We start from the raw sequence: 22117 nt of genomic DNA on the forward strand, positions 1-22117 counted from the left end.
GTCCCGGATCGCCAGCCAGGAGTGTTCATGAGCGGATCGCGGCCCATTCCCCTCGACACTGCCGCATATGACCGGCAAAGCCGCTTCGTGGTGTTCACCAGGGCTGAGCTGATGGACATTCTCAATGTGTATGGGCGCATGGTGGCGGCGGGCCAGTGGCGGGATTATGCCATCGACCATGGCCGTGACTCCGCCCAGTTCGCCATTTTCCAGCGTGCCAGTGAACGCCCGCTTTACCGGATCGTCAAGGAACCCGCCCTGCGCAACCGCCAGGGTCAGTGGCGCCTTGTGGGGCAGGCGGGGCAGATATTGGCGCGGGGCCACCGGCTGCCCGGCCTGTTGCAGCGGCTCACTGCCCGCCACCTGAAGGTGATCGACCACTGAGCCAGCCGGAACCCGGCAGGGGCCGAGAACGGGCCACACCACCGGGCACTGTCATCGCAAGCACTGGACGGCGGACGGGTGAGACGCTATCACCCCCGCATGTGGGGCCGCGCATGGATGGCCCGCGCTTGAGGAGGTGTGCCATGTCGGACTTCACGGTGATGCGCCGTATCGGGATCGATGCCGGTCACCGCCTGGCGGATCACGGCTCCAAATGTCGCCACCTGCACGGCCACCGCTATGAGGTGGAGGCGGTCTGCCGCGCCCGCGAGGTCACGGATGCCGGGGAGCAATCCGGCATGGTGATCGATTTCGGATTCCTGAAAGAGGAAATGATGCGCCTGATCGACGCCCCGTGCGATCACGGCCTGATCCTGAGCGTGGACGATGCGGCCATGCTGCGCCTGTTCGCCCCCGCCGATCAGCCCTTTGATGCCTGGCACGCCCCGTTGACCGAGGATGTGGCCCGCCATGGCTACCGCGAAGTTGCGGGGGCGGCCCTTGGGCAGAAGCTGTATCTGGTGGCGGCACCGCCCACGGCGGAATGTCTGGCCCGGCACTGGTTCAACCGTCTGGCACCGGCGGTTGCCGCGCGTTCGGACGGGCGGGCGCGCCTGACATCCGTTCGGGTGTGGGAAACGCCCAACTGCTTCGCCGTTTACGAGCAGCCCGCCGACGCATCATGACCCCGTCCGTCCATTCCGATCACGGCTGATCACACTGTGGGGAAGGCCCTTCCCCGCACAGGTCACAGCGCCTATTGCTGATAAACCAGACCGCAAAACAATCTCTTGCACGGAGCCATGATAAATGGAGCGTCTCGCCAGTCAGTTCACCGTTGCCCAACGCATTCTGATCCTGACCATCGCGCCCATTGCGGGGCTGGGGCTGGTCTTTGCGGTAACACTGATTTTCGGTGGCAGCACCACCGGCTTTTGGACCACGCTGGGCCTGATCATCATCGGCGCGGGGCTGATGCTGGCGTTGGGGCTGATGGTCCGCAACACGGTGGTGACACCCCTGACCCGGCTGACCGATGCGGTCTGCACCATTGCCAAGGGCGAACTGGACACCCACGTGCCCCGGCAGGATGGTGATGATGAACTGAGCCATCTGGCCATGGCGGTGGAATATCTGCGCCAGAACGCCCTGGAGCGGCGCCACCTTGAGGAACAATCCCAGCAGGAGCAGGAAGACCGCGCCGCCCGCGAGCAGGCCCGGCTGGAAGAACGCCGCCGGGAAGAGGCCGAAGCCCGCGAACGGGAGCAGCGCCAGCAGGCCCAGGCCCGCGAGGAACGCCTCGCCCTGGCGGACAATATGGAACAGACCGTGATGGGGCTGGTGGGCGATGTGAAAAGCGCCGCTCGCGACCTGGATGAAGCCGCCAACAGCCTGTCCCACACGGCGGGCGATACCCGCGAGCAGGTGCAGTCCGTCCGGCAGGCGGCGGCCAATGCACAGGACAGCGCCGAGAGCGTGGCCAGCGCGGCGGAGCAGCTTGCGGCATCGATCCGCGAAATATCCCAACAGGCCAGCCGCACCGGCAAAACGGCGGAAGACGCCAGCAGCCGATCCGACACCGCCACCAGCCGAATCGACGAACTGAACGGAATCGCGGATTCCATCGGCGATGTGGTCCAACTGATCAGCGATATCGCGGACCAGACCAACCTTCTGGCGCTGAACGCCACCATCGAGGCAGCCCGCGCGGGCGACGCGGGCAAGGGCTTCGCCGTGGTGGCCAGCGAGGTGAAAAACCTGGCCGATCAGACCGCTAAGGCCACGGACAAGGTGGACGGCCAGATCCAGCGGATGCAGGGCGCCACCCGCCATGCGGTGGATGGGGTGCGCGATGTTCAGGCCGCCATCCGCTCCATGAACGAAACCGCCATGGCCATCACCGCCGCGGTGGAACAGCAGGACAGCGCCACATCGGAAATCGCCGAGAGCGTGGCGCGGGTATCGGATGCCACCAATGGCGTGACCCGGCAGATGGACGCGCTGATGGAAGGGGCCGGGGAAACGGCAAGTGCCTCCAAACAGGTTTCCGGCACGGCCATGGACCTGAACAAGCAGGCGGGCAGCCTGGATTCGGCCATACAAGATTTTCTGGATCGTGTCCGGCAATAGGCCGCGTGCCTTCCGGGGGCCGCGCGCACGGCGTCTCTCCGCCGGGCTGGGCGCTGCCCGGATCGCCGCCACGGCCCTGATCAGCACAGCAACCCTGATGGGCAGCGCCGCCATGGCGGGCCCGGCCCGAACGGCGCCTCTGCCCATGGCCCTGCCCCACCCCATGGCGCGCCCCGCGCCCCTGGCCGCCACCATGGTGGCGCGGCTCAATCATGCAGGCTACAAACACAAGCGCCACTGCACGGCCACGCTGGTGGCCCGCGATTTGGCGCTGACAGCGGCGCATTGCCTTGGCGGCGTGCCGCTTGCAGAACATCACATATTGCCCGGTTATGAACGGGGGCGCGCGGATCAAAATCTAAGGCCCAATGGGCGGGTTCTGCGGTTCGGGGCGCGGGATGTGGCGGCCATCGCGATCAGCCCGGCCCATGACGGCGCCGTGATCCGAACCGTGGGGGAACCGCAAGTGGGCGATACGGCCTGGGTGCAGGGCTATCCCATGCCCGCGCGGGAAATTCAGACCAGTCTGGCCTGCCCTGTATTGAGGGTAAAGCCGCACCATTTTCTGCTGAAATGCACGGTGGCGCCCGGCGGATCAGGCGCGCCCGTGGTGCACCGCACCCCGGGAGGGCCGGTTCTGATCGGCGTGATAAGTCGCCGCAAGGGGGGAGCGACACTTGCGGAACGATTGCCGCCCCGGCTGCGCGCGCACATAAGAGCCGCAAATCAACAGCGCCGCCAAAGGTGAAAAGCACCATGCTCAGCACGGCGCCCGCACAGCGCGACATGACGGACGCCGCACATAAAAAAACGCCCCGGCAGATAACTGCCGGAGCGCTTCAGCCGTTGCGGCCCGCAAGGCGGGCGCATTCAAGCTTGTTAGTCAGCTACGGAAAGCTGACCAGCCGCATAACGGCCACGACGATCTTGTTCCAGCTCGAAAGTGATGCGCTGGTCGTCGTTGAGCGTTTGCAGGCCAGCGGCCTGAACAGCGGAGATGTGTACGAACACATCATTGCCGCCTTCGTCCGGCTTGATAAAACCAAACCCCTTGGTGGGGTTAAACCATTTAACTGTACCTTGTGCCATGATGGCCTCCTTTTGCGCGATGTCGTGAAGTGGGTCTCGTGCGGTCATCGCGCAAAAGTCCAGTCCAGATCAGTCGCGGGTCTTGTGCGGCGTATCAACACGATGTGCCGCATCCCTTTTCAAACAGCCCACGGGGTGCTGTTCCAGAAGCGCGCCCCGCAAAACGGGGCCTGCCCTGAAAATCACCCACCCCCACCTGCCAGAATAGATTGGCCGACAGGGGGCTTCCAATGCGATCGTGCCCCAAGGGCGCGACCACGGCGAGATACTAAGGCCAATTGGCGGTTCTGACAAACCATTTCAGCGCCGGATGCGATTTTTTTTGATGCCCGGTCGCAAAACGCGGTTCAACCGGCGGAATTCCCCGCCTGTGCGGCAACGGAACTGGCCATCACGAACTGAACGAGGCGGAGCATCAGAAACCGGTTATTGTCCAGATCCACGGCGCCGGGATTCGTTTCCGTCAAGGCAACCACGGCGGCCAGAGCGCCCTGGTGCCCACGCTCCGCCCATATGACCAGCTTGTCGAGGCTCAAACCGTGATAGCTCATGCCTGAACTCCTTCACTCCGACTCTGTTGCCGCCCGATTCACTGGGGCGAGACCCCGGCTCTTTTTCTTGTCATGGAGAGGCCGGGATGCTGCTGCCATCAACGCCGCGGGTAACAGCCGGAATGACCGCCCGGCCAGCTTCATGGCAACTTTTAATAAGATTGTACTAAAAGGTGCTAATATTGCGTGAACATCCCGCGCAAGACACAAAATGTTGATATTCTGAAAATTCTGTCCGGCTTGAACGAATCTGTCCAAAACTGGCACAAATGCGGCGGAATTTTCCGAGTCGATCCATCCACCGAGCGCCCGCGCCGCTGAACGGCACCGGGACTCGGACGAACCCCATGAGCGAAACTCAGGGGCAAACCCCATGGATCAAACAAACGCCCCCGGATCACCGCTCTCAGATCAGGGCCCTCAAATCAGGGCCCTCAAATCAGGGCCATGAGTTCTTTTTCCAGCAGGGCCTTGTCAATCGGCTTGGAAACATAGCCGTCAAAGCCAAGGGTCAGATATTTTTCCCGGTCCCCGGTCATGGCGTCCGCGGTCAGGGCGACGATCGGGGGGCATGGGGACAATTCCCCCTTCAGGGTGGTCAACACCTCTTCGCCGCCCATGACGGGCATCTGAATATCCACCAGCACCAGATCAAACACCATGGTCCGGCACGCTTCCACCGCTTCCGCGCCATTGCTGGCCAGGCTCACATGGCGGAACCCGATCTTGGCCAGAAAATGCTGTACCAGCTTCTGATTGACGGGGTTGTCCTCCGCCACCAACACATGCAGTTGGTCCACATCCGGCGCCGCCAGACCGCGGCGACGGCCCTGACCGTTGCTGTCATCCACCGCCCCCGGCGCCAGCGGCACGATGAACCAGAAACGGCTGCCCGCACCGGGCTTGCTGTCCACCCCGATACGACCATCCATCAGATTGATGATTTCCCGGCAAATGGCCAGCCCCAGCCCGGTTCCCCGGCGGGCCCGCTCGGTGCCATCCTCCGCCTGATAGAAGCGGCCAAAGACCTTTTCCCGATCTTCCCGCGTCAGGCCCGGCCCGGTATCGCTCACATCGAAACGCAGGTCATACCGACCCGGCGCGCCGGAATCCGCCCCCTTCGGGCCGGTCACGGCCACCACCAGCGAAACCGAGCCCGCATCGGTGAACTTCACCGCATTGCCCACCAGATTGACCAGAACCTGCTTCAGGCGCACTTCATCGCCCTCGAAAAGGTCCGGCGTGGTCGCACCCTGCCCTTCAATGCGCCAGGTCAGTTTCAGGTGCTTTTCCTCTGCCTTGTAGGCGAGAAGGTCCACCGCCGAGCGCACCAGGGCGGTCAGCGAAAAGGTTTCCGAGCGCAGTTCGAAATTGCCGGATTCGATCTTGGAGATATCCAGCACGTCATTGATGATATCCAGCAGATAACGGGCCGAATTGGTGGCATCCTCAAGGCACTGGCGCAGGTCGTCGTCCATGGGATGTTCGCGGGCGATGGACAACATGCCCAGCACACCATTCATCGGGGTGCGGATTTCATGGCTCATATTGGCGACGAATGCGGACTTGATGGCGCTGGCCTTTTCCGCCGAGCGGCGCTCCTCCTCCAGGCGGCGGCGCTCGGCCTCCTCCTCGGTGCGGGCCGCTTTCAGGTCCGCGCGCTCCTCGGCGGTCTTCTGATAGGTTTCCAGCATCCGGGCGAGCGTACCGATTTCATCCCGGCGGTCCCGATAACCGATGGGCACCACACCCGCGCCGTGGATATTTTCTTCCACAGCCGAAACGACCTTTGCCAAAGGCCCCGTGATACGCCGTGAAAACCGGAAAGCGCCGTACGCCGCCACCAACAGCACCCCCAGGGAAAGCGCCGCAAACAGCCACATCAGATCCCGCACGGGGGAAAAGATCGCCGACCTTGGCACCAGCACGCTCAGCACCCAGGGCCGCTCGATGGCGCCCACCGTAACGGGGATATGGATGGCCTCCACCGCCTCGTCGGCATGTTCATAGCTCTGGCTGACCCAGGTGCCTTCCGCCACCGCTTCTTTCAAATGAGCCAGCGGTATGCCGAAATCCGTCGCCCGAACGCCCGTGGTGCCATCTTCCGGGGGAACGATCACCTTGCCGTTTGGCGCGAACAGGGCGACGCGCCCCGCGCCATAGGGGCGCTGCCGCCCCAGAAACGCCTTCAGGAAGGTCAGGGTATAATCCGTGCCCGCCACACCGATGGTCTTGCCGCTGGGTGCGCGCACGGGCAACGAAAAGGTGGCAAGGGTGGTGGGCGTGCCTTCGATCGGCCAGGCTGTGGGGTCCACCAGAACGGGCTTCCCCGTGGCGATCACACGGGTGAAATAATCCGAATTATAAGGGTCCGTGATACCGCGCGTGCCCAGCTTGTCCCCCACCCGATAAAAATAGGGGATGAAATTGCCCTCGGCATTGGAACTGGGCGTGCCGCGAAAGTCCTGGTCCCGGCCATCGAACCTGTCGGGCAGAAAGCCGGTCCAGATACCGAAAAAATCGGGATTGGCGCGCAACAGCCGCTGCATGGTCTGATGCACGGTCTGGCGGCTGGTATCGCCTTCCGCCACCATGGCTTCCAGCATACGGGAAAAATCATCCGCCGTCTGATAGGCGGCTTCCAGCTTGCGCGAAACCTCGCGGGCATTCTTCTGGGCCACCGCCGCCAGGCGGGCGCGGGCCTCGTCGGCAACGAACCTCCCCGCCTGAACGGTCACAATGACGGACAGCACAAGCACGGCGGCCCCCACAACGGCCACCATGGTCGCAGGCATCTGAAAGGCAATGGATTGTGTCTTCGGCAGGCGCACAGGCACTCCGACAGGACAAAACAACTATTGAGCCGAGGCCACAATCATCGCCAATTCACGCGCTTTTGTCACCCCCTGAGCGCATCACCCTGACATGGAAGGCGCCACCCGCACGCCTGCCCACCCTTGCACCTTCGGCCAGGGCGGGCCGGGGCGGCACCTATCGGTCAGCTTTCACCATTTGCCGGGCGCGCTCGGCGATGTGCCGGGCAATGCGCTTTGGGGCCTTTTCCGTGGTGGCCACGATTTCGCTCGCAATGCGTCCATCTTCCCCGGAACAGGCGAAGGCGTGCATATAGTTGAACCGGTCGCCCTCTGTCACCCGAACGGCCCCCACATGAATGTGCAAGGCGCCGTCCTGCTCCCCGCGTGAAAGTTCCATGTCCGGTTTCAGGGCCTGCGACAGGGCGGGCCTCAGCGCTTCGGCGCCAGCCCCGGAAAGGGTTACGCGCAGGGGTTCGGCCACATCCAGCGCCTGAACCGGCACAAGGGCGAGGGAAGCCCCGGCGAAGGCCATCAGGCTCATGGACCTTACAGAGGCAAGGGAGCGCTTCTTCATTAACATGTCGAGGTATCCTTCATGGGCCCCGGCGGCGACAGAACCGGCGGGGGCGGTTTCACGATCTTGTCAGATCACGTTACGCCGTCGGCATCGCCAATGGATCAGTTGACCCGGCGGACAGAACGGCATTTCCACCACGATCACCGCCCAATGCGCGGCGACACCCCGGCAAAATCTGACAAAAAAGTAATGAATGACTGTACGAATACAACTGAGGCTATATATACTTCGTTCCTGAAGTGAAAAACTTCCCGAAAAGGTTTTAAACGAAAATTTTTTGAATTCGGTGATCTAAAAATATCCGGCAACCGAACCAGTATCACGTTTCAGTAAAATCATGTGTCGGCAATGCTACATCAGGCCTTGGCCTTTTCTTGAAGAGAAGACGTCTCACCCGGAGACCATCCATGTTCGACTTCCGCTTCGGCACCGCATCCAACGACACCCCTGACCTTCCGCAGTCCGGCCGGGACGCCTTCACCCGCGTGGAAGACCTTCTTCCAGTGCGCGCAAACACCCTGAAAAACACCCGCCTCGATCGCCTTCATGATGCGATTGGCAACCTGCGCGGCAAGCTTTTTGATCCGACCGCGACCGAGAACATATTGGCGATCGATACCGAGGTGCGGGAGATCGCCACCGGGGTGTCCGGGTCGTCCGAGGAGCAGCGAGCGGTGATCGGGGAGATCGCCCGCAACCTTCAGGAAGCTTCAAAGGGCACGGAAGCGGTTTCACAGCAGACGGAAAGCATCTCAAGCGGTTACGGCGATATCCAGGAACGCGCCCGCCAACTGGTCAAGGCAGGGGATCACCTGGAATATATGGCGGGTAAATTGAAAATTCAGATAGATTATATGACCCTTTTAACGCGAATATGCCATCCGCCCGTCAACGCCCCCACCATGAGGCCGTCATGCATGATACCCTGACCATCGACCCGAACCGCGCCCTGGCCAGACTGGCCGTGATGTCGCCCGATGCGATCATCATTACGGATTGCCGGGGCCACATCACCCTTTTCAATCTCGGTGCTGAAAAGATATTCGGCTGGCGATTGGAAGACATTGTCGGCAAACCGGTCACCCGTCTGATGCCGGACAGCGCCGCCGCCGTCCATGATGCCCACATGGCCGGGTTTGCCCGCTCCAGCGAAACAGCCCGCTTCATGAACCAGCGCAGACCCATTCAGGGAAAACGGCGTGATGGCTCTCTTTTTCTGGCGGAAGCAACCATCGTGCAACTTCCGCTGAATGATGATCCGCATTTCGGCGTCATCCTGCGGGACGTGACGGAGCGTGAGGAATCCCGCCGACGACTGGAACACGCCCTGAACGCAGCCACAGTCGCGGATCGCACGAAAAGCGAGTTCCTGCACCGGGTGAACCATGAATTCAAGACCCCGCTGAACGCCATAATCGGCTTTGCGGAGGTATTGCAGACCCACACCAATCTGGACGAAACAAACAGGCGGGCCTATCTGGACTATGTTCTGCATTCCGCGCGGGATATGCAGTCACTGGTTGAGGATGTGATCACCATCAGCGATGCCCTGGCCGAGAACAGCAGCGGCCATCTGCGCGAAGACTGGGTGCCCGTCTCCCCCTTGATGGAAAGGGCAATCCAGGCCCACAAAAGCGCAGCGGAAGAGGCGGGCGTCACACTATCTTTCGACTCTCCCGGCGATGTTGACCTGTATTGCGACGCCCGGCGCACATCCCGCGCCCTGTCCGCGCTGGTGGACAACGCCATACGCTTTTCCCCGCCGGAAGGGGTCGTGCGGCTGTCCACCAGCCGCGAAGCCGATGGCAGCCTTAACCTGACCGTGACAGACGAAGGCAGCGGCATGGATCAGGAAACCCGGCAACAGGCGCATCAGCCCTTCTTTCAGGCCGACAGCGGGCTGGACCGGCGCTATAACGGGCTGGGCCTGGGCCTGACCATCGCCGACATGATCATGAAACAGCATAGTGGCCGCTGCCAACTGGACTCAGCCCCCGGCAAAGGCACAAAAGCCACCCTGACCTTCAGCGCCGAGCGCATCCACCAACCAGCACCGCCGCCCGGCAACCCATAGCAACATCGCCCATGGGCCTATCCCCCGCCCGAAGGCGCGTGCAAAGAAACGGCGCATTGGCGGGCCCGGAAAGGCGGGACCGTTGGTGCGGCGGAATGACGGCTCGCTGTTGCAAGCCGTCCGCTGCGCGACCGAACAGTGGCTCTTACCGCTGCCACAGACCCCATTAAAAAACCCCCGCCTGATGGCGGGCCCGGAAAGGCGGGACCGTTGGTGCGGCGGAATGACGGCTCGCTGTTGCAAGCCGTCCGCTGCGCGACCGAACAGTGGTTCTTGCCGCTGCCACAGGCCCCATTAAAAAACCCCCGCCTGACGGCGGGGGCTTTTTAATGGTGCCCGGGGGCGGAATCGAACCACCGACACGCGGATTTTCAATCCGCTGCTCTACCCCTGAGCTACCCGGGCATGGGTATTACTGGGCTGTGTGCGAGGGCTTTTAGCGAATATGGGCGGGCCTGTCCAGCCCTTGGCTGAAGGTTTTTTCAGCCTTCGTCGCCGTCGCTGTCCGCGGGGTCTGCCGCTTCCCGTTCGCCGGGCAGCACATAGGCGCCGCCAAACCACTTGCCCAGGTCCAGATCGGCACAGCGTCGGGAGCAGAAAGGGCGATAGTCAACCGTGGTGGGCTTGCCACATTCGGGGCAGCGAGCCCGGGTTGGTCTGGATGAATGCATGGCCACCTTCCTTGATCAGCGATCCGGCAGCAGGGCCACATCCACGGCGCGACCCGTTTCCAGCCGCACCTGACGATGGGTTTCCTGCCCCAGACCATCCAGCAGGGCCGGATGCGCTTCCAGCCAGCGGGCCGCCGCCTGCGGCAGGGTGAGCACCAGTGTGCCCGGCGCCTTGTCCCGGCCCAGCCGGGCAGCGCGGCGCAGCAGGTCCAGCACCTGCATATCCGGCGCCGGGCGGGGTATGCCGGGGCTCAACATGCGTTGGCGCAGGGACCGCCCCCGCCGCTTGCGGCTGAATTCCATCAGGCCGAAGGGCGAAATGCCGCCATGATGCACGGGCACCGGATCATCCCGAAGCGCCCTGTCCAGCACGGTGATCACCGCTTGCGTCACGGCCTTGCTGCAATCGATGAAATCCACCACCACCAGGCCGCCAATATCCTGAAAGCGCAGATGAAAGGCCACCGCCAGAGCGGCTTCCATATTCACCTGCCGCTTGGCCTCGGCGGGCGACAGGCTGGCCAGTGCCGCGCCCATATTCACATCCACCGTGGTCAGCGCGCGGGTTTCTTCAATCCCGATCCAGCCGCCCGATGGCAGGTCGATCCGCTCCGCCAGCGCCTCGTCAATGGCTTCATCGACCCCGAAGGTCTCGAAGGCGGGCTCCGCCCCGTCATGGCGCACGATCCGCGGGACCAGATCAGGCCAGTGTCGCCGCGCGAGGGCCAGAAGCTCCCGGTGCGCCGGGCCCCCATCCACCAGAATCGCCCCGTCCCCGTCATCCGCGACCAGAAGCGCCTGCTCGGCGGGCGTCCAGGCAAAGCGCAGGCCCGGCTCCCCCGGCGCGCCCTGCAAGGCGCCCACAAGCCGCTCGGCCTCGGCCACCACATGGTCGGCGGCCACGTTTTCGGCCCGCCCGCGCACCACCACGGCGGCGGATGTGGCCAGCGGCGCCAGCCGGTCAGACAGGGCGGCCTGCATCTTTGGGGAAATATCCTTGGAGAAATTGAGCCGGCCCTTGCCGCTTTCCACCACCACATAGCGCCCGGCCAGTTTGGGCCTGGGAGTAACCGGGAACCCCTTGTCGAAGCGCTCCCCCGGTTCCGCCACCACCTGCACCCGCAGGCGGTCGCCCTCGCGGGCGCAGTCGGCAACGGCGCGGGCGTCGCGGGCCATCAGGCGGGCGCGGCGGAAATTCATCACGCCGGTGCGGCCCGCGCCCAGGTCCAGAAACAGCATGTCAAGGGCACCGTCCACCCGACGCACCACGCCGTCCATCACCGCATCCACGGGGCCGAGAGCCGGGCCAAGGGCGGGGTCGTCGTGGAAATGCACATCCAGCGGCAGATCGTCTTCGCCCAGATGGGCGCTGCGCCATTGCCCGATGCCAGGCTCGATCAGCAGACGATCAGTCATCGACCACCTCCGCCGCCGGGCCACCGCGATCGCTGGCGCCCACCATATGGGCGTTCAACCAGCCCGCCACCTCGAACAGCGGCAAGCCCACCACATTGGAATAAGACCCGGACAGATAGCGCACGAACATGGCACCCAGCCCCTGCACCGCATAGCCCCCGGCCTTGCCGTGCCATTCACCGCTGGCCAGATAGCGGGCCATGTCCTGAGCCCCCAAAGGCCGGAACGCCACCACGCTTTCCACCAGCCGGGTCAGCGTGCGCCCGCCCGGCAGCACCAGCGCCATGCCGGTGGTGACCCGGTGACGGCGGCCGGACAACAGGGCCAGGCATTGCCGCGCCGTGGCCGCGTCTTCCGCCTTTGGCAGAATGCGGCGCCCGGCGGAAACCACCGTATCGGCGGCCAGCACCAGGGCGCCGTCCGCATGGGGTGCCACAGCGGCGGCCTTTTCCCGGCCCATGCGCTCGGCATAGGCGCGGGGGCGCTCGTCCCGGTGCGGGGTTTCGTCTATATCAGCGGGCAGGATATGATCCGGCACCACGCCTATCTGCGCCAGCAGATCACGGCGGCGTGGCGACCCGGATGCCAGAATCAGGCGGCGCGCGGCTGTGCCCGCCGCCAGGGGGCCGGTACCCAGACCGGTGCCGGGCGTGGCCGATTGGGCGCCGGGGTTGTCAGGCTCCAAGCCGGGCATGGATTATTTGTAGCGGTAGGTGATGCGGCCCTTGGTCAGGTCATAGGGCGTGAGTTCCACCAGAACCTCATCCCCGGCCAGCACGCGGATGCGGTTCTTGCGCATCTTGCCGGCAGTATGGCCCAGCACTTCGTGGCCATTTTCCAGTTCCACCCGGAACATGGCGTTGGGCAGCAGCTCAACCACCGTACCGCGCATTTCCAGCACTTCTTCCTTAGCCATGAACTCTCCGTTTCCTCGTCATGGGGCAGCAGGTCCGGGCACCATCGCCCGCGCGCCCCGCGCCCATCCAATTTGGGGCCATACATGATGGACCGCAGGCAAAAATGCAAGATGTTTAAGCCTCAGCCAGCAAGGCGGCGATCCGGCGCTTCAATTGATCCCGCACGCTGCGATAGGCGGCCAGAAGCTGCGCCCGGCTGCCGTCATCCGCGCCCGGATCGGGAATGGGCCAGTGCAGCAATTTGCCGCTGTCCGGGCCCAGCGCGCGCTGCATCGCCCCCAGAGCCCCGTCTGTCAGGGCCACCACCCTGTCAAAGTCGGCCAGGTCCACCCGGTTGAGCGCCCTGGGCGCATGGTCGGCGATATCGATGCCCGCCTCCCGCATCACGGCCACGGAAAACGGGTCCAGCATACCGGGCACCAGCCCCACAGACGCCACATGTAGCCCCGGCGCCGCCATCTGGCGGGCCAGCGCTTCCGCCATCGGGCTGCGCACCGCATTCTGATTGCAGACGAACAGAAGGCTTTTCACCCTGCGCCCTCCCCCTTCATGATCACAGTCCCGGCCCGGCGCCGCGCGCTCAGCGGCTGCCCTTGGCCTCGGTCATGTGCAATGCCGAAATTAGCGTGAACAGGCGCCGCGCCGTGTCCATATCCAGCGTCACCTTGCCGTCCAGCCGGTCCCGAAGCTGCTCGCTTCCCTCATTGTGCAGGCCGCGCCGGCCCATATCGATGGCCTCGATCTGGCTGGGGCTGGCGCTGCGAATGGCCTCGTAATAGCTGTCGCAAATGGCGAAATAATCCCTGATCACCCGGCGAAGCGGCGACATGGACAACCGGAAGCTCATCAGCGGACGATCATCATCGGTGAACACATCGAACACCAGCCGCCCTTCCTGCTTGGCCAGCGACAGCTTGTACGGCCCTTCATAATCCGGGTCGGACGTGTGCACCAGCCGAAAGCTGTTCTCTTCCAGCAGGTCGAATATGGCCACGCGGCGCTCGTGCTCCACGTCCGCGCTCCACCGGCCCATGGTGGATTCGTCCAGATCGACGGAGATGAGCCGGTGATCCGCCAAAACGCTCAGCCCTCCCCGGCGCCATTGCCGGAAAGCCGCAGCCGAACGGACAATGCATGGGCGCCAAGCCCTTCCGCGTCGGCCAGCCGTGCCGCCGCATCGCCGATCCGGGCCGCGCCAGACGCGCCGCAGCCCACAAAAGTGGTGCGCTTCATGAAGTCGGTCACGCCCAGGCCGCTGGAAAAGCGCGCCGCGCGGGACGTGGGCAGCACATGGTTCGGCCCGGCCACATAATCGCCCATGGCTTCCGGGGTATGGCGGCCCAGAAAGACCGCCCCCGCATGGCGCACCCGCGCCATCAGCGCGTCCGGGTCCGCCACGGCCAGTTCCAGATGCTCCGGCGCGATGCGATTGATCAGCGCCGGGGCATCGGAAAGGTCCGGCACGGTGATGATGGCGCCGAAGCGCTGCCAGCTTTCGCCCGCAATGTCCCGCCGGTCCAGCCGGGCGAGCGTTTCGGTGATGCTGACCGTCACCCGGTCGGCAAAGGCGGCGTCATCGGTGATCAGAATGGCCTGGGCGGCGGTGTCATGCTCCGCCTGCGACAGCAGGTCGGCGGCGATCCAGTCCGGGTCATTATCGCCATCCGCCACCACCAGAATTTCGCTCGGCCCGGCAATGGTGTCGATCCCCACGCGGCCAAACACCTGCCGTTTCGCTTCCGCAACGAAAGCGTTTCCCGGCCCGACAATCTTGTCCACCGGGGCGATGCGCCCGGTTCCAAAGGCCAGCGCCGCCACGGCCTGAGCGCCGCCGACGCGGTAAATCTCGTCCACCCCCGCCACGCGGGCCGCGGCCATCACCAGCGGGTTGATCACCCCGTCCGGCGTGGGCACCACCATGACCAGCCGGTCCACGCCTGCCACCTTGGCCGGCAAGGCGTTCATCAGCACCGAGGACGGATAACTGGCCGTGCCGCCGGGCACATACAGCCCCGCCGCCTCCACCGCCGACCAGCGCTGGCCGAGCCGCACGCCCGCCGCATCCGTGTAATCCAGCCCTTCCGGCTTCTGCCGCGCATGGAAGGCCCTAATGCGATCCGCCGCCATTTCCAGCGCGGCCAGCGTTTCCCGATCCACCTGATCGGCGAAACTGTCCCGCGTGGCCCGGTCCAGCGCGAGCCCGTCCACATCCAGCGTGAAACGATCGAACCGGGTGGTCAGGTCCACCAGCGCCGCATCCCCGCGGGCGCGCACGTCCGCAATAATGCCGCGCACGGTATCGCTCACATCCGCCGCATCGTCCTGGCGCCCGTCCAGCAGGTTGGCAAAGGCCGCCTCAAAGTCGGGCGCGTTCGCGTCAAGCCGCCGCGTCATCGGCCACCGCCTTTCTGAACCGGTCGATCCATCGGGTCACGGGCCCGGGGTTTTTCTTGAAGGCGGGGCGGTTCACCACCAGCCGGGACGTGATATGCGTCAGCACTTCCACTTCCCTTAGATGATTGGCCTTCAGCGTGCCGCCGGTGGACACCAGATCGACGATCCGTTCCGACAGGCCCAGCGCCGGGGCCAGTTCCATGGCGCCATTGAGCTTGATACATTCCGCCTGAATCCCGCGCGCGGCAAAATGGCGCCGGGTCAGATTGGGATATTTGGTGGCCACCCGAATGTGCGACCGACGCGCCGAGGCGGTGTGATCCGCGCCCTCCGGCACCGCCAGGGATAGGCGGCAATGGCCGATATCCAGATCCAGCGGGGAATACAGGTCGCCATAATCGAATTCCTGCAACACGTCATTGCCCACCACCGCCAGATGCGCCGCGCCAAAGGCGCAGAACGTGGCCGCATCAAAGGCGCGCACCCGGATGATGGATACATCCGGGTCGTTGGTGGCGAACTGCAACTGGCGGGAATCCGGGTCATCGAAGGCCGCTTCCGGCTCCAGCCCGGCCCGGCGCACCAGCGGCATCACTTCCTTCAGGATGCGGCCCTTGGGCAGCGCCAGCACCAGTTTCTCGGTCATAAGCTGATCCCTTGTCTCAGTGTTCGTCATACGGGGCATACGTCCCGCCAGCCTATCCTGCCAGCCCGGTTCAGGCGGCGCCGTGGCGCGGCTGGCGCCTGGCCCGCCAGGGCGGGCCCAGATCGGTCAAAATCACGTCCGGCGCCTCCACGGTCAACGCCACGTCCCGGTCCCCGGAAAAGGACAGCAGCAGCTCCAGGTCCGTTTCACCGCTGTCGGCCCCCGGCTCCAGCCCATGGCCGCGCACGGCGAGCAGGTTCAGCACATGGTCTTCATCCTCTGGGATGTTTCGCGATTTCACCGCGCGCACGGCATTGAAATGCAGCGCCGCGCGCACGCGTTGCCGCTTGAGGCCGAACAGCGCCCGCTTTTCCCAGCAGAACCGGTTGGCGATCAGGGTGAACCGCGCGGCCCCCTTTTCATACGCCATGTCGCCCACGCGCACCGTGGCATCCTGCATGATGCTGGACAGGACGGTCAGGTCTTCCGCGGTGCGGGCCATCAGTTTCAGGGGCTGACTCATGGGTAAAGCCGTCTCCGGGCCAGTGGTGATCCGATCGGCGGGCGACACCCTTCGCGCGCCGGGCCTGTTCATATGCCGGGCCTGTGCGCTGCACCATAGGCTCAAGCAGGCACGCGATCAACCTGTGCCCCGACGTGACGCAGCTTTTCCTCAAGGTGTTCATAGCCACGGTCCAGATGATACAGCCGGTTGATATGGGTTTCGCCGTCCGCCGCCAGCGCCGCCAGGCACAGGCTCATGCTGGCGCGCAGATCGGTGGCCATGACCGGCGCGCCCACCAGCCGACGCACCCCGCGCACCGTGGCGCTGTTGCCGGTGATGGTGATATCCGCCCCCAGCCGCACCAGTTCGGACACGTGCATGAAGCGATTCTCGAAGATGGTTTCGGTGATCACGCTGGCGCCGTCGGCAATGCTGGCCAGCGCCATGAACTGGGCCTGCATGTCCGTTGGGAAACCGGGAAAGGGCTGCGTGACCAGATTGAAGCCCGAAAGCGGCCCGGCGCGGCGCACATGCAGGTCCGCAGTGGTGGTGTCATCCGCCATGTCCACCAGGCCGCCCGCCGCCCTGAGGGCATCGATGATGGCCCCCATATGGTCGGCCCGCGCGCCCTTCAGGGTCAGGTCCCCGTCCGTCATCAGGGCGGCGATGGCATAGGAACCCGCCTCCACCCGATCCGGCATCACGTCGTGGGTGGCGCCGGTCAGCCGGTCCACGCCGTCTATGGTGATGGTCTCGTGCCCCGCGCCCCGGATTTTCGCGCCCATGGCGGTCAGGCAGTCCGCCAGATCGACGATTTCCGGCTCCCGCGCGGCGTTTTCGATCACGGTGGTGCCGCGCGCCAGCACCGCCGCCATCAGGGCGTTTTCCGTCGCCCCCACCGATACGAAGGGAAAACGCACCGTGCCGCCGGTCAGCCCGCGCGGCGCGCTGGCCCGCACATAGCCATGTTCCAGCGTGATATCCGCCCCCATGGCTTCCAGCGCCTTCAGGTGCAGATCGATGGGCCGGTTGCCAATGGCGCAGCCGCCCGGCAGCGAAACCACCGCTTCCCCGGCACGGGCCACCAGCGGCCCCAGCACCAGAATGGAGGCGCGCATCTTTCGCACGATGTCATAAGGCGCCACCGTGTCGGTGATGTCCGCCGCATCGAAGGTCAGGCTGCGCCCCGCCAGCCGCCGACCGCCAAGCTGCTTGCCATGAGTTGTGACCGTCACCCCCATATGGTTCAGCAATTCGCCGAGCGTGGCGATATCCGCCAGCCGGGGCAGATTGGTCAGGGTCAGGGGCGCGTCGGTCAGCAGGGCCGCGCACATCAGCGGCAGGGCCGCATTCTTGGCGCCGGAAACGGGCAGGCTGCCCTTTAACCGGTGCCCCCCTTCAATGACGAGTTTTTCCATGGGTCGGGGCCTCTTGAACGGAACGGTATCGCACGCCAAGCATAGCAGTGCAGATGGCGGGAATGGGGCAGCGGATCAGATCCGGGGCAGTGTCACGCCGCGCTGGCCCTGATATTTGCCCGCACGGGCCTTATAGCTGGTTTCGCACGGTTCATTGCCTTGCAGAAACAAGAACTGGGCCACCCCCTCATTGGCATAGATGCGCGCGGGCAGCGGTGTGGTGTTGGAAAATTCCAGCGTCACATGGCCTTCCCAGCCCGGCTCCAACGGTGTCACATTCACGATGATGCCGCAGCGGGCATAAGTGGACTTGCCCAGGCATATCACCAGCACATCGTCGGGAATGCGGAAATATTCCACCGTGCGGGCCAGCGCGAAGCTGTTGGGCGGGATGATGCACACATCCTGATTCCGGTCCACGAAGCTTTTGGGGGAAAAGTTCTTCGGGTCCACTATGGCGCTGTCCACATTGGTGAATATCTTGAATTCCGGCGCCACGCGGGCGTCATAGCCATAGGACGACAGACCGTATGAGATGCAATCCCCCCGCACCTGGCCGTCCTGGAACGGCTCGATCATGCCATGGTCCAAAGCCATGCGGCGTATCCACTTGTCGGACATGATCGACATCAGCTCTCTCCCCCTTTGTCCGGCCCGCCCGGTGGCCCGCCCGCGTCGCCCGGCTCCCCCTCGCCCTGCCCTTCGTCGCCCTGTGCCGTGGACGGCGCGGGGGCGGACGGCGTGGTGCGCGCGCGATTTTGCTGCTTGCGCCGCCTTAGATTGGCGCGCAACTGCCGGGCCAGCCGATCCTGCCGGTTCGCCGCGCCCGATTTGCCGGATGTACTACCCTGCTTCATAACAGTATGAATGCGCGGGCGCCTTTGGGTTTTCAAGCCCTAACTGGCAAAGACGACCCCACACCGCCGCTTTTTAGCAAAATCCCCCTTGCATCCGGTGCCCGGCTCTGGCATATGCCCGCCAAGCCCCGGACGGCACCGTTCGGGTGTCCCCGCCTGACGGGCCGCTGTAGCTCAGTGGTAGAGCGCACCCTTGGTAAGGGTGAGGTCGAGAGTTCAATTCTCTCCAGCGGCACCATGATTTTTTTGCGCTCACGCAAGCGTGCTGCGCACGCGCTCCGCGAGGGCGCCGCACGGGCGGCGGGCCACGCTTGTGGCCTCCGCTCATCCCGCGCAATGGCGGGATGGCGGTAGAGGCGGCGCCGGAGCAATGTTCCCTTCACCGCTCACGCAAGCGTGCTGCGCACGCGCTCCGCGACGGCGCCGCACGGGCGGCGGGCCGCAGTCGCGGCCTCAGGCCCCCTGAACGGGCGCCTGTAGAAGCAACGCCGGAGCAATGGTCCTCTTGGCGTGAGGCGCACGAGAAACCGGCGCCTCCGGGGAAGCGCCGGTCATGGTTTTCAGGCTGTGGGCCGGATCAGCGGCGCAGGTCGAAGCGGTCGAGGCGCATCACTTTCACCCAGGCGTCCACAAAGTCCTGCACGAACTTGTCTTCGCCATCGGCAAAGGCATAAACCTCGGCCACGGCCCGAAGCTCTGAGTTGGAGCCGAACACCAGGTCCGCTTCCGTGGCGGTCCATTTCAGGTCGCCGCTCTGGCGGTCCCGACCCTCAAACACACCGTCATCATCGCCGGACGGCGCCCATTTGGTGTTCATGTCCAGCAGATTGACGAAGAAGTCATTGCTGAGCACGCCGGGCCGATCCGTGAACACGCCGTGGTCCGCGCCGCCGGTATTGGCATCCAGCGCCCGCATCCCGCCGACCAGCACGGTCATTTCCGGCACGGTGAGCGCCAGTTGATCAGCACGGTCGATCATCATATGCGCGGGGGCGGCATCGAGCCCGTCCGCCATATAGTTGCGGAAGGCATCCGCTTTCGGTTCCAGCGGGGCGAAGGCGTCCGCGTCGGTATGCTCGGCGCTGGCATCGGTGCGGCCCGGCGCCACTGGCACGGTGATGTCATGGCCCGCCTCGGCGGCGGCCTTTTCCACCGCGGCGGCGCCGCCAATGACGATAACATCGGCCAGCGAGACCTGCTTGCCGCCGCCCAAATCGTCGTTAAAGTCCGCGCGCACATCTTCCAGCACGTCCAGCACGCGGGCCAGCTCGTCCGGGTCGTTCACCGGCCAGTCCTTTTGCGGGGCCAGCCGCACGCGGGCGCCATTGGCACCGCCGCGCATGTCACTGTCCCGATAGGATGAGGCCGCCGCCCAGGCCGTGCGCACCAGTTCCGGCACGGTCAGGTCGGTATCGAGAATGTGCGCCTTCAGGTCGGCAATGTCCGACTCGTCGATCAGCGTGTAGTCCGCTTCCGGCAGCGGGTCCTGCCAGAGCAGGTCTTCTTCCGGCACATGATCCCCCAGATAGCGGGATTTCGGCCCCATGTCCCGGTGGGTCAGCTTGAACCAGGCGCGGGCAAAGGCTTCCTCGAACGCTTCGGGGTTTTCCTGAAACTCCTTGGCGATCTTGCGATAGGCCGGATCCACCTTCAATGACAGGTCCGTGGTGAACATGATGGGGGCGTGGAATTTCTCCGGATCATGGGCATCCGGCACCATGCCATCCCCGGCGCCGTCCTTGGGCACCCACTGCGTGGCGCCACCGGGGGATTTGGTCTGCTCCCACTCGAAGCCAAAGAGATTATCCAGATATTGCGTGGTCCAGGCGGTGGGGCTGGCGGTCCAGGCGCCTTCAAGGCCGCTGGTCACGGTATCCGCGCCCTTGCCGGTGCCGCACCTGTTTTCCCAGCCAAGGCCCTGTTTTTCAACGCCCGCGGCGGCGGGCTCCCGGCCCACGCACTCTGCCGGCTTGTGGGCGCCATGCGCCTTGCCGAAGGTGTGGCCACCGGCGATCAGGGCCACGGTTTCGCGGTCATTCATGGCCATGCGGGCAAAGGTGGTGCGAATCTGCTTGGCGGCGGCCATGGGGTCCGGCTTGCCGCCCGGCCCTTCCGGGTTCACATAGATCAAGCCCATCTGGCTGGCACCCAGCCCGTCTTTCAGATTGTCGCCGTCGTCATAGCGTTCCCGGCCCAGCATTTCCGCTTCCGGGCCCCAATAGACCCGTTCCGGTTCCCAGTCGTCCACCCGACCGGCACCAAAACCGAAGGTCTTGAAGCCCATGTCCTCCATGGCCACGGTGCCCGCCAGCACGATCAGGTCGGACCAGGAAATGCTGCGACCATATTTCTGTTTCAGCGGCCACAGCAGACGGCGCGCCTTGTCCAGGCTGGCATTGTCCGGCCAGCTATTGAGCGGCTCGAACCGCTGCTGGCCGCCCCCGGCACCGCCGCGCCCGTCGGACGTGCGATAGGTGCCCGCCGCGTGCCAGGACATGCGGATGAAGAAGGGGCCGTAATGGCCGTAATCGGCGGGCCACCAGTCCTGCGAGGTGGTCATCAGTTCCTTCAGCTCGCCCTTCAGGGTATCAAGGTCGATGGTGCTGAACGCCTTTGCATAGTTGAAATCCGCGCCCATGGGGTCGGACACGGTGGCGTTCTGGCGCAGCGCGTGCAGATCGACCCTGTCGGGCCACCAGTGCTGCACGGATTTGGGTTCCTTGTCGGCCATGGATGGCCAGGCATGGGCCGCCATGGGCGTACCGGCCACGGCCATCAGAATGGCGGCGGATATGGTTTTTTTGAGCATGAGATCATCCTCCCTCGGTTGAAGACAGGGCAGCCCATACTCAAGACCACAAACAGGGCGGCGTGAACGGCTCGGCTTACCGCGTGGCGGGGCGCTTTCCCCCGGCCCGGCACCGAGCCCGATACCAACAGCCCCGATCCTGACGCGCCCCGCCGGAAAAGGGAAAGTGATTAGCTTGCAAAGTGTGAGTGAGCCGGGCGATCAACAGCGCCCCACCCCCGGATCGGCCCTGTCAATGCGCCTGTTTGCCGTGCTTGCGGATACCAGCCATCAGGGGCTCTTTCAGGCGGCCCGTGGCGGCAAGCGCCAGCATTTTATAGTCCCCCATCAGGGACCAGAGCGGATAATCGAACGTGGCGGGGCGATTGTGTTCGAACCGGTAATGCCCCACCCAGGCAAAGCCATAGCCGATCACCGGATAGAGCAGCAGCAGCGCCCATGTCTGTGTGATGACGGCATAAAGCGCCACCGCGCTGCCCAGCGTGGTGCCCGCATAGTGCAGCCGTCGGCAGGTGGGGTTGGCGTGTTCCGCCAGATAATAGGGGAAAAACGCCCGAAAACTGTCAAAGGCCGGTGCCGCCATGATGCGCCCTCCCTCAAAGCGTCATGAAGCTGTGCAAGGGTTGCAGCATAGCCGATTCGCACACGGATGGCGAGGGAAAGCGGCAGGCCTTCGGCGCGGCGCTCCTGAAAGGCCCGCAAAATCAGGGGCTCCGCCACGACCATGGAAACAGGTTGACGTTTACGTAAGCGTCAACTACCAAAAAGGCGGGAGGACGACCGGCCATGCGCCAGACAGCACATATCAGACCCCTGCCGCGAGGCACGGACCACGCGGACCAAAGCCCGCCCGGCGAGACCGC

24 protein-coding genes and 2 tRNA genes are annotated in these 22117 nt (G+C 64.6%); 7 read left to right on the forward strand and 19 right to left on the reverse strand.

Annotation, left to right across the window (positions count from 1 at the left end):
- The first annotated feature begins 27 nt into the window (after nucleotides 1-27).
- The 4 genes from WGH93_RS11930 to WGH93_RS11945 all read left to right on the forward strand — a co-directional run bounded on the left by WGH93_RS11930 (nucleotide 28) and on the right by WGH93_RS11945 (nucleotide 3262).
- Nucleotides 28-384: a DUF2794 domain-containing protein gene (locus WGH93_RS11930; RefSeq protein ID WP_374765118.1), complete on the forward strand. Its 357-nt coding sequence runs from the start codon at nucleotides 28-30 to the stop codon at nucleotides 382-384.
- A gap of 143 nt (nucleotides 385-527) precedes the next feature.
- Nucleotides 528-1070, forward strand: coding sequence for a 6-carboxytetrahydropterin synthase (locus WGH93_RS11935; protein ID WP_374765119.1), 543 nt, complete (start codon nucleotides 528-530; stop codon nucleotides 1068-1070).
- Nucleotides 1071-1194: 124 nt separating this feature from the next.
- Nucleotides 1195-2514 (forward strand): methyl-accepting chemotaxis protein, encoded by a 1320-nt coding sequence (locus WGH93_RS11940; RefSeq protein WP_374765120.1) that lies wholly within the window; start codon nucleotides 1195-1197, stop codon nucleotides 2512-2514.
- Complete coding sequence (locus WGH93_RS11945; protein WP_374765121.1) at nucleotides 2501-3262, forward strand: trypsin-like peptidase domain-containing protein; 762 nt, start codon at nucleotides 2501-2503, stop codon at nucleotides 3260-3262. The genes WGH93_RS11940 and WGH93_RS11945 overlap by 14 nt, the downstream gene beginning before the upstream one ends.
- Nucleotides 3263-3393: 131 nt before the next feature.
- Here the strand turns inward: WGH93_RS11945 and WGH93_RS11950 are convergent, their stop codons facing one another.
- The 4 genes from WGH93_RS11950 to WGH93_RS11965 all read right to left on the reverse strand — a co-directional run bounded on the left by WGH93_RS11950 (nucleotide 3394) and on the right by WGH93_RS11965 (nucleotide 7550).
- The gene (locus WGH93_RS11950; RefSeq protein WP_374765122.1) at nucleotides 3394-3603 is read right to left on the reverse strand and encodes a cold-shock protein; all 210 of its coding nucleotides are present in this window, start codon (nucleotides 3601-3603) and stop codon (nucleotides 3394-3396) included.
- Between the two features lie 347 nt (nucleotides 3604-3950).
- On the reverse strand, nucleotides 3951-4154 hold the full coding sequence (locus WGH93_RS11955; protein ID WP_374765123.1) for a hypothetical protein: 204 nt from the start codon (nucleotides 4152-4154) through the stop codon (nucleotides 3951-3953).
- Between the two features lie 434 nt (nucleotides 4155-4588).
- Entirely contained in the window at nucleotides 4589-6985 is a 2397-nt protein-coding gene (locus tag WGH93_RS11960) for a hybrid sensor histidine kinase/response regulator (protein ID WP_374765124.1), read from the reverse strand.
- A 160-nt stretch (nucleotides 6986-7145) separates the two neighbouring features.
- Nucleotides 7146-7550 carry a hypothetical protein gene (locus WGH93_RS11965; RefSeq protein ID WP_374765125.1) on the reverse strand — a complete coding sequence of 135 codons (405 nt, stop codon included), beginning with the start codon at nucleotides 7548-7550 and terminating at the stop codon, nucleotides 7146-7148.
- 404 nt (nucleotides 7551-7954) lie between these two features.
- Here WGH93_RS11965 and WGH93_RS11970 point away from each other — a divergent pair, with 404 nt between their 5' ends.
- On the forward strand, nucleotides 7955-8476 hold the full coding sequence (locus WGH93_RS11970) for a hypothetical protein (RefSeq protein ID WP_374765126.1): 522 nt from the start codon (nucleotides 7955-7957) through the stop codon (nucleotides 8474-8476).
- On the forward strand, nucleotides 8461-9621 hold the full coding sequence (locus tag WGH93_RS11975; protein ID WP_374765127.1) for a PAS domain-containing sensor histidine kinase: 1161 nt from the start codon (nucleotides 8461-8463) through the stop codon (nucleotides 9619-9621). The genes WGH93_RS11970 and WGH93_RS11975 overlap by 16 nt, the downstream gene beginning before the upstream one ends.
- Nucleotides 9622-9951: 330 nt before the next feature.
- Here WGH93_RS11975 and WGH93_RS11980 read toward each other — a convergent pair.
- From WGH93_RS11980 to WGH93_RS12040, 13 genes are all read right to left on the reverse strand, one after another.
- A tRNA-Phe gene (locus WGH93_RS11980) sits at nucleotides 9952-10026 on the reverse strand.
- 77 nt (nucleotides 10027-10103) lie between these two features.
- Nucleotides 10104-10292: a DNA gyrase inhibitor YacG gene (locus tag WGH93_RS11985; RefSeq protein ID WP_374765128.1), complete on the reverse strand. Its 189-nt coding sequence runs from the start codon at nucleotides 10290-10292 to the stop codon at nucleotides 10104-10106.
- A 15-nt stretch (nucleotides 10293-10307) separates the two neighbouring features.
- On the reverse strand, nucleotides 10308-11708 hold the full coding sequence (locus WGH93_RS11990; RefSeq protein WP_374765129.1) for a ribonuclease E/G: 1401 nt from the start codon (nucleotides 11706-11708) through the stop codon (nucleotides 10308-10310).
- On the reverse strand, nucleotides 11701-12402 hold the full coding sequence (locus WGH93_RS11995; protein ID WP_374765130.1) for a Maf family protein: 702 nt from the start codon (nucleotides 12400-12402) through the stop codon (nucleotides 11701-11703). Before WGH93_RS11995 ends, WGH93_RS11990 begins: the two co-directional genes overlap by 8 nt.
- Nucleotides 12403-12405: 3 nt before the next feature.
- Nucleotides 12406-12624, reverse strand: a complete 219-nt coding sequence (gene infA, locus WGH93_RS12000; RefSeq protein WP_374765131.1) for a translation initiation factor IF-1 — start codon at nucleotides 12622-12624, stop codon at nucleotides 12406-12408.
- A 115-nt stretch (nucleotides 12625-12739) separates the two neighbouring features.
- Nucleotides 12740-13156 carry an arsenate-mycothiol transferase ArsC gene (locus WGH93_RS12005; protein WP_374765132.1) on the reverse strand — a complete coding sequence of 139 codons (417 nt, stop codon included), beginning with the start codon at nucleotides 13154-13156 and terminating at the stop codon, nucleotides 12740-12742.
- A gap of 49 nt (nucleotides 13157-13205) precedes the next feature.
- Nucleotides 13206-13703, reverse strand: a complete 498-nt coding sequence (locus WGH93_RS12010; RefSeq protein WP_374765133.1) for a UPF0262 family protein — start codon at nucleotides 13701-13703, stop codon at nucleotides 13206-13208.
- Nucleotides 13704-13708: 5 nt separating this feature from the next.
- On the reverse strand, nucleotides 13709-15019 hold the full coding sequence (gene hisD / locus WGH93_RS12015; RefSeq protein WP_374765134.1) for a histidinol dehydrogenase: 1311 nt from the start codon (nucleotides 15017-15019) through the stop codon (nucleotides 13709-13711).
- Nucleotides 15003-15665, reverse strand: coding sequence for an ATP phosphoribosyltransferase (gene hisG, locus WGH93_RS12020; RefSeq protein WP_374765135.1), 663 nt, complete (start codon nucleotides 15663-15665; stop codon nucleotides 15003-15005). Before hisG ends, hisD begins: the two co-directional genes overlap by 17 nt.
- A 70-nt stretch (nucleotides 15666-15735) precedes the next feature.
- A complete protein-coding gene (locus tag WGH93_RS12025) occupies nucleotides 15736-16188 on the reverse strand; it encodes a DUF2948 family protein (RefSeq protein WP_374765136.1) in 453 nt (150 codons plus the stop codon).
- A 101-nt stretch (nucleotides 16189-16289) separates the two neighbouring features.
- Nucleotides 16290-17588: a UDP-N-acetylglucosamine 1-carboxyvinyltransferase gene (gene murA, locus WGH93_RS12030; RefSeq protein WP_374765137.1), complete on the reverse strand. Its 1299-nt coding sequence runs from the start codon at nucleotides 17586-17588 to the stop codon at nucleotides 16290-16292.
- Between the two features lie 75 nt (nucleotides 17589-17663).
- Nucleotides 17664-18218, reverse strand: coding sequence for a dCTP deaminase (gene dcd / locus WGH93_RS12035; protein WP_374765138.1), 555 nt, complete (start codon nucleotides 18216-18218; stop codon nucleotides 17664-17666).
- On the reverse strand, nucleotides 18218-18445 hold the full coding sequence (locus tag WGH93_RS12040; RefSeq protein ID WP_374765139.1) for a hypothetical protein: 228 nt from the start codon (nucleotides 18443-18445) through the stop codon (nucleotides 18218-18220). The genes dcd and WGH93_RS12040 overlap by 1 nt, the downstream gene beginning before the upstream one ends.
- A gap of 163 nt (nucleotides 18446-18608) precedes the next feature.
- Between WGH93_RS12040 and WGH93_RS12045 the strand changes: the two genes are divergently transcribed.
- Nucleotides 18609-18683 (forward strand) — tRNA-Thr (locus WGH93_RS12045).
- Nucleotides 18684-19022: 339 nt separating this feature from the next.
- Here the strand turns inward: WGH93_RS12045 and katG are convergent.
- Together katG and WGH93_RS12055 are read right to left on the reverse strand one after the other, a co-directional pair.
- On the reverse strand, nucleotides 19023-21254 hold the full coding sequence (gene katG / locus WGH93_RS12050; RefSeq protein WP_374765140.1) for a catalase/peroxidase HPI: 2232 nt from the start codon (nucleotides 21252-21254) through the stop codon (nucleotides 19023-19025).
- Nucleotides 21255-21486: 232 nt separating this feature from the next.
- Nucleotides 21487-21837, reverse strand: coding sequence for an Mpo1-like protein (locus tag WGH93_RS12055; protein WP_374765141.1), 351 nt, complete (start codon nucleotides 21835-21837; stop codon nucleotides 21487-21489).
- Nucleotides 21838-22117 lie beyond the last annotated feature (280 nt).

The sequence above is a fragment of the Yunchengibacter salinarum genome, assembly GCF_037658235.1.
GTDB lineage: Bacteria > Pseudomonadota > Alphaproteobacteria > Sphingomonadales > Kordiimonadaceae > Yunchengibacter > Yunchengibacter salinarum.

Bases quoted from the DNA above. Each gene is read 5' to 3' on its own strand.
- dcd (WP_374765138.1), bottom strand. From the start codon at position 18,218: ATGTCGATCATGTCCGACAAGTGGATACGCCGCATGGCTTTGGACCAT.
- WGH93_RS12055 (WP_374765141.1), bottom strand. From the start codon at position 21,837: ATGGCGGCACCGGCCTTTGACAGTTTTCGGGCGTTTTTCCCCTATTAT.
- katG (WP_374765140.1), bottom strand. From the start codon at position 21,254: ATGCTCAAAAAAACCATATCCGCCGCCATTCTGATGGCCGTGGCCGGT.
- WGH93_RS11955 (WP_374765123.1), bottom strand. From the start codon at position 4,154: ATGAGCTATCACGGTTTGAGCCTCGACAAGCTGGTCATATGGGCGGAG.
- infA (WP_374765131.1), bottom strand. From the start codon at position 12,624: ATGGCTAAGGAAGAAGTGCTGGAAATGCGCGGTACGGTGGTTGAGCTG.
- WGH93_RS11970 (WP_374765126.1), top strand. From the start codon at position 7,955: ATGTTCGACTTCCGCTTCGGCACCGCATCCAACGACACCCCTGACCTT.
- hisG (WP_374765135.1), bottom strand. From the start codon at position 15,665: ATGACCGAGAAACTGGTGCTGGCGCTGCCCAAGGGCCGCATCCTGAAG.
- WGH93_RS11975 (WP_374765127.1), top strand. From the start codon at position 8,461: ATGCATGATACCCTGACCATCGACCCGAACCGCGCCCTGGCCAGACTG.
- WGH93_RS11985 (WP_374765128.1), bottom strand. From the start codon at position 10,292: ATGCATTCATCCAGACCAACCCGGGCTCGCTGCCCCGAATGTGGCAAG.
- murA (WP_374765137.1), bottom strand. From the start codon at position 17,588: ATGGAAAAACTCGTCATTGAAGGGGGGCACCGGTTAAAGGGCAGCCTG.
- WGH93_RS12040 (WP_374765139.1), bottom strand. From the start codon at position 18,445: ATGAAGCAGGGTAGTACATCCGGCAAATCGGGCGCGGCGAACCGGCAG.
- WGH93_RS11965 (WP_374765125.1), bottom strand. From the start codon at position 7,550: ATGTTAATGAAGAAGCGCTCCCTTGCCTCTGTAAGGTCCATGAGCCTG.
- WGH93_RS12025 (WP_374765136.1), bottom strand. From the start codon at position 16,188: ATGAGTCAGCCCCTGAAACTGATGGCCCGCACCGCGGAAGACCTGACC.
- WGH93_RS11950 (WP_374765122.1), bottom strand. From the start codon at position 3,603: ATGGCACAAGGTACAGTTAAATGGTTTAACCCCACCAAGGGGTTTGGT.
- WGH93_RS11935 (WP_374765119.1), top strand. From the start codon at position 528: ATGTCGGACTTCACGGTGATGCGCCGTATCGGGATCGATGCCGGTCAC.
- hisD (WP_374765134.1), bottom strand. From the start codon at position 15,019: ATGACGCGGCGGCTTGACGCGAACGCGCCCGACTTTGAGGCGGCCTTT.
- WGH93_RS11995 (WP_374765130.1), bottom strand. From the start codon at position 12,402: ATGCCCGGCTTGGAGCCTGACAACCCCGGCGCCCAATCGGCCACGCCC.
- WGH93_RS11990 (WP_374765129.1), bottom strand. From the start codon at position 11,708: ATGACTGATCGTCTGCTGATCGAGCCTGGCATCGGGCAATGGCGCAGC.
- WGH93_RS11930 (WP_374765118.1), top strand. From the start codon at position 28: ATGAGCGGATCGCGGCCCATTCCCCTCGACACTGCCGCATATGACCGG.
- WGH93_RS11940 (WP_374765120.1), top strand. From the start codon at position 1,195: ATGGAGCGTCTCGCCAGTCAGTTCACCGTTGCCCAACGCATTCTGATC.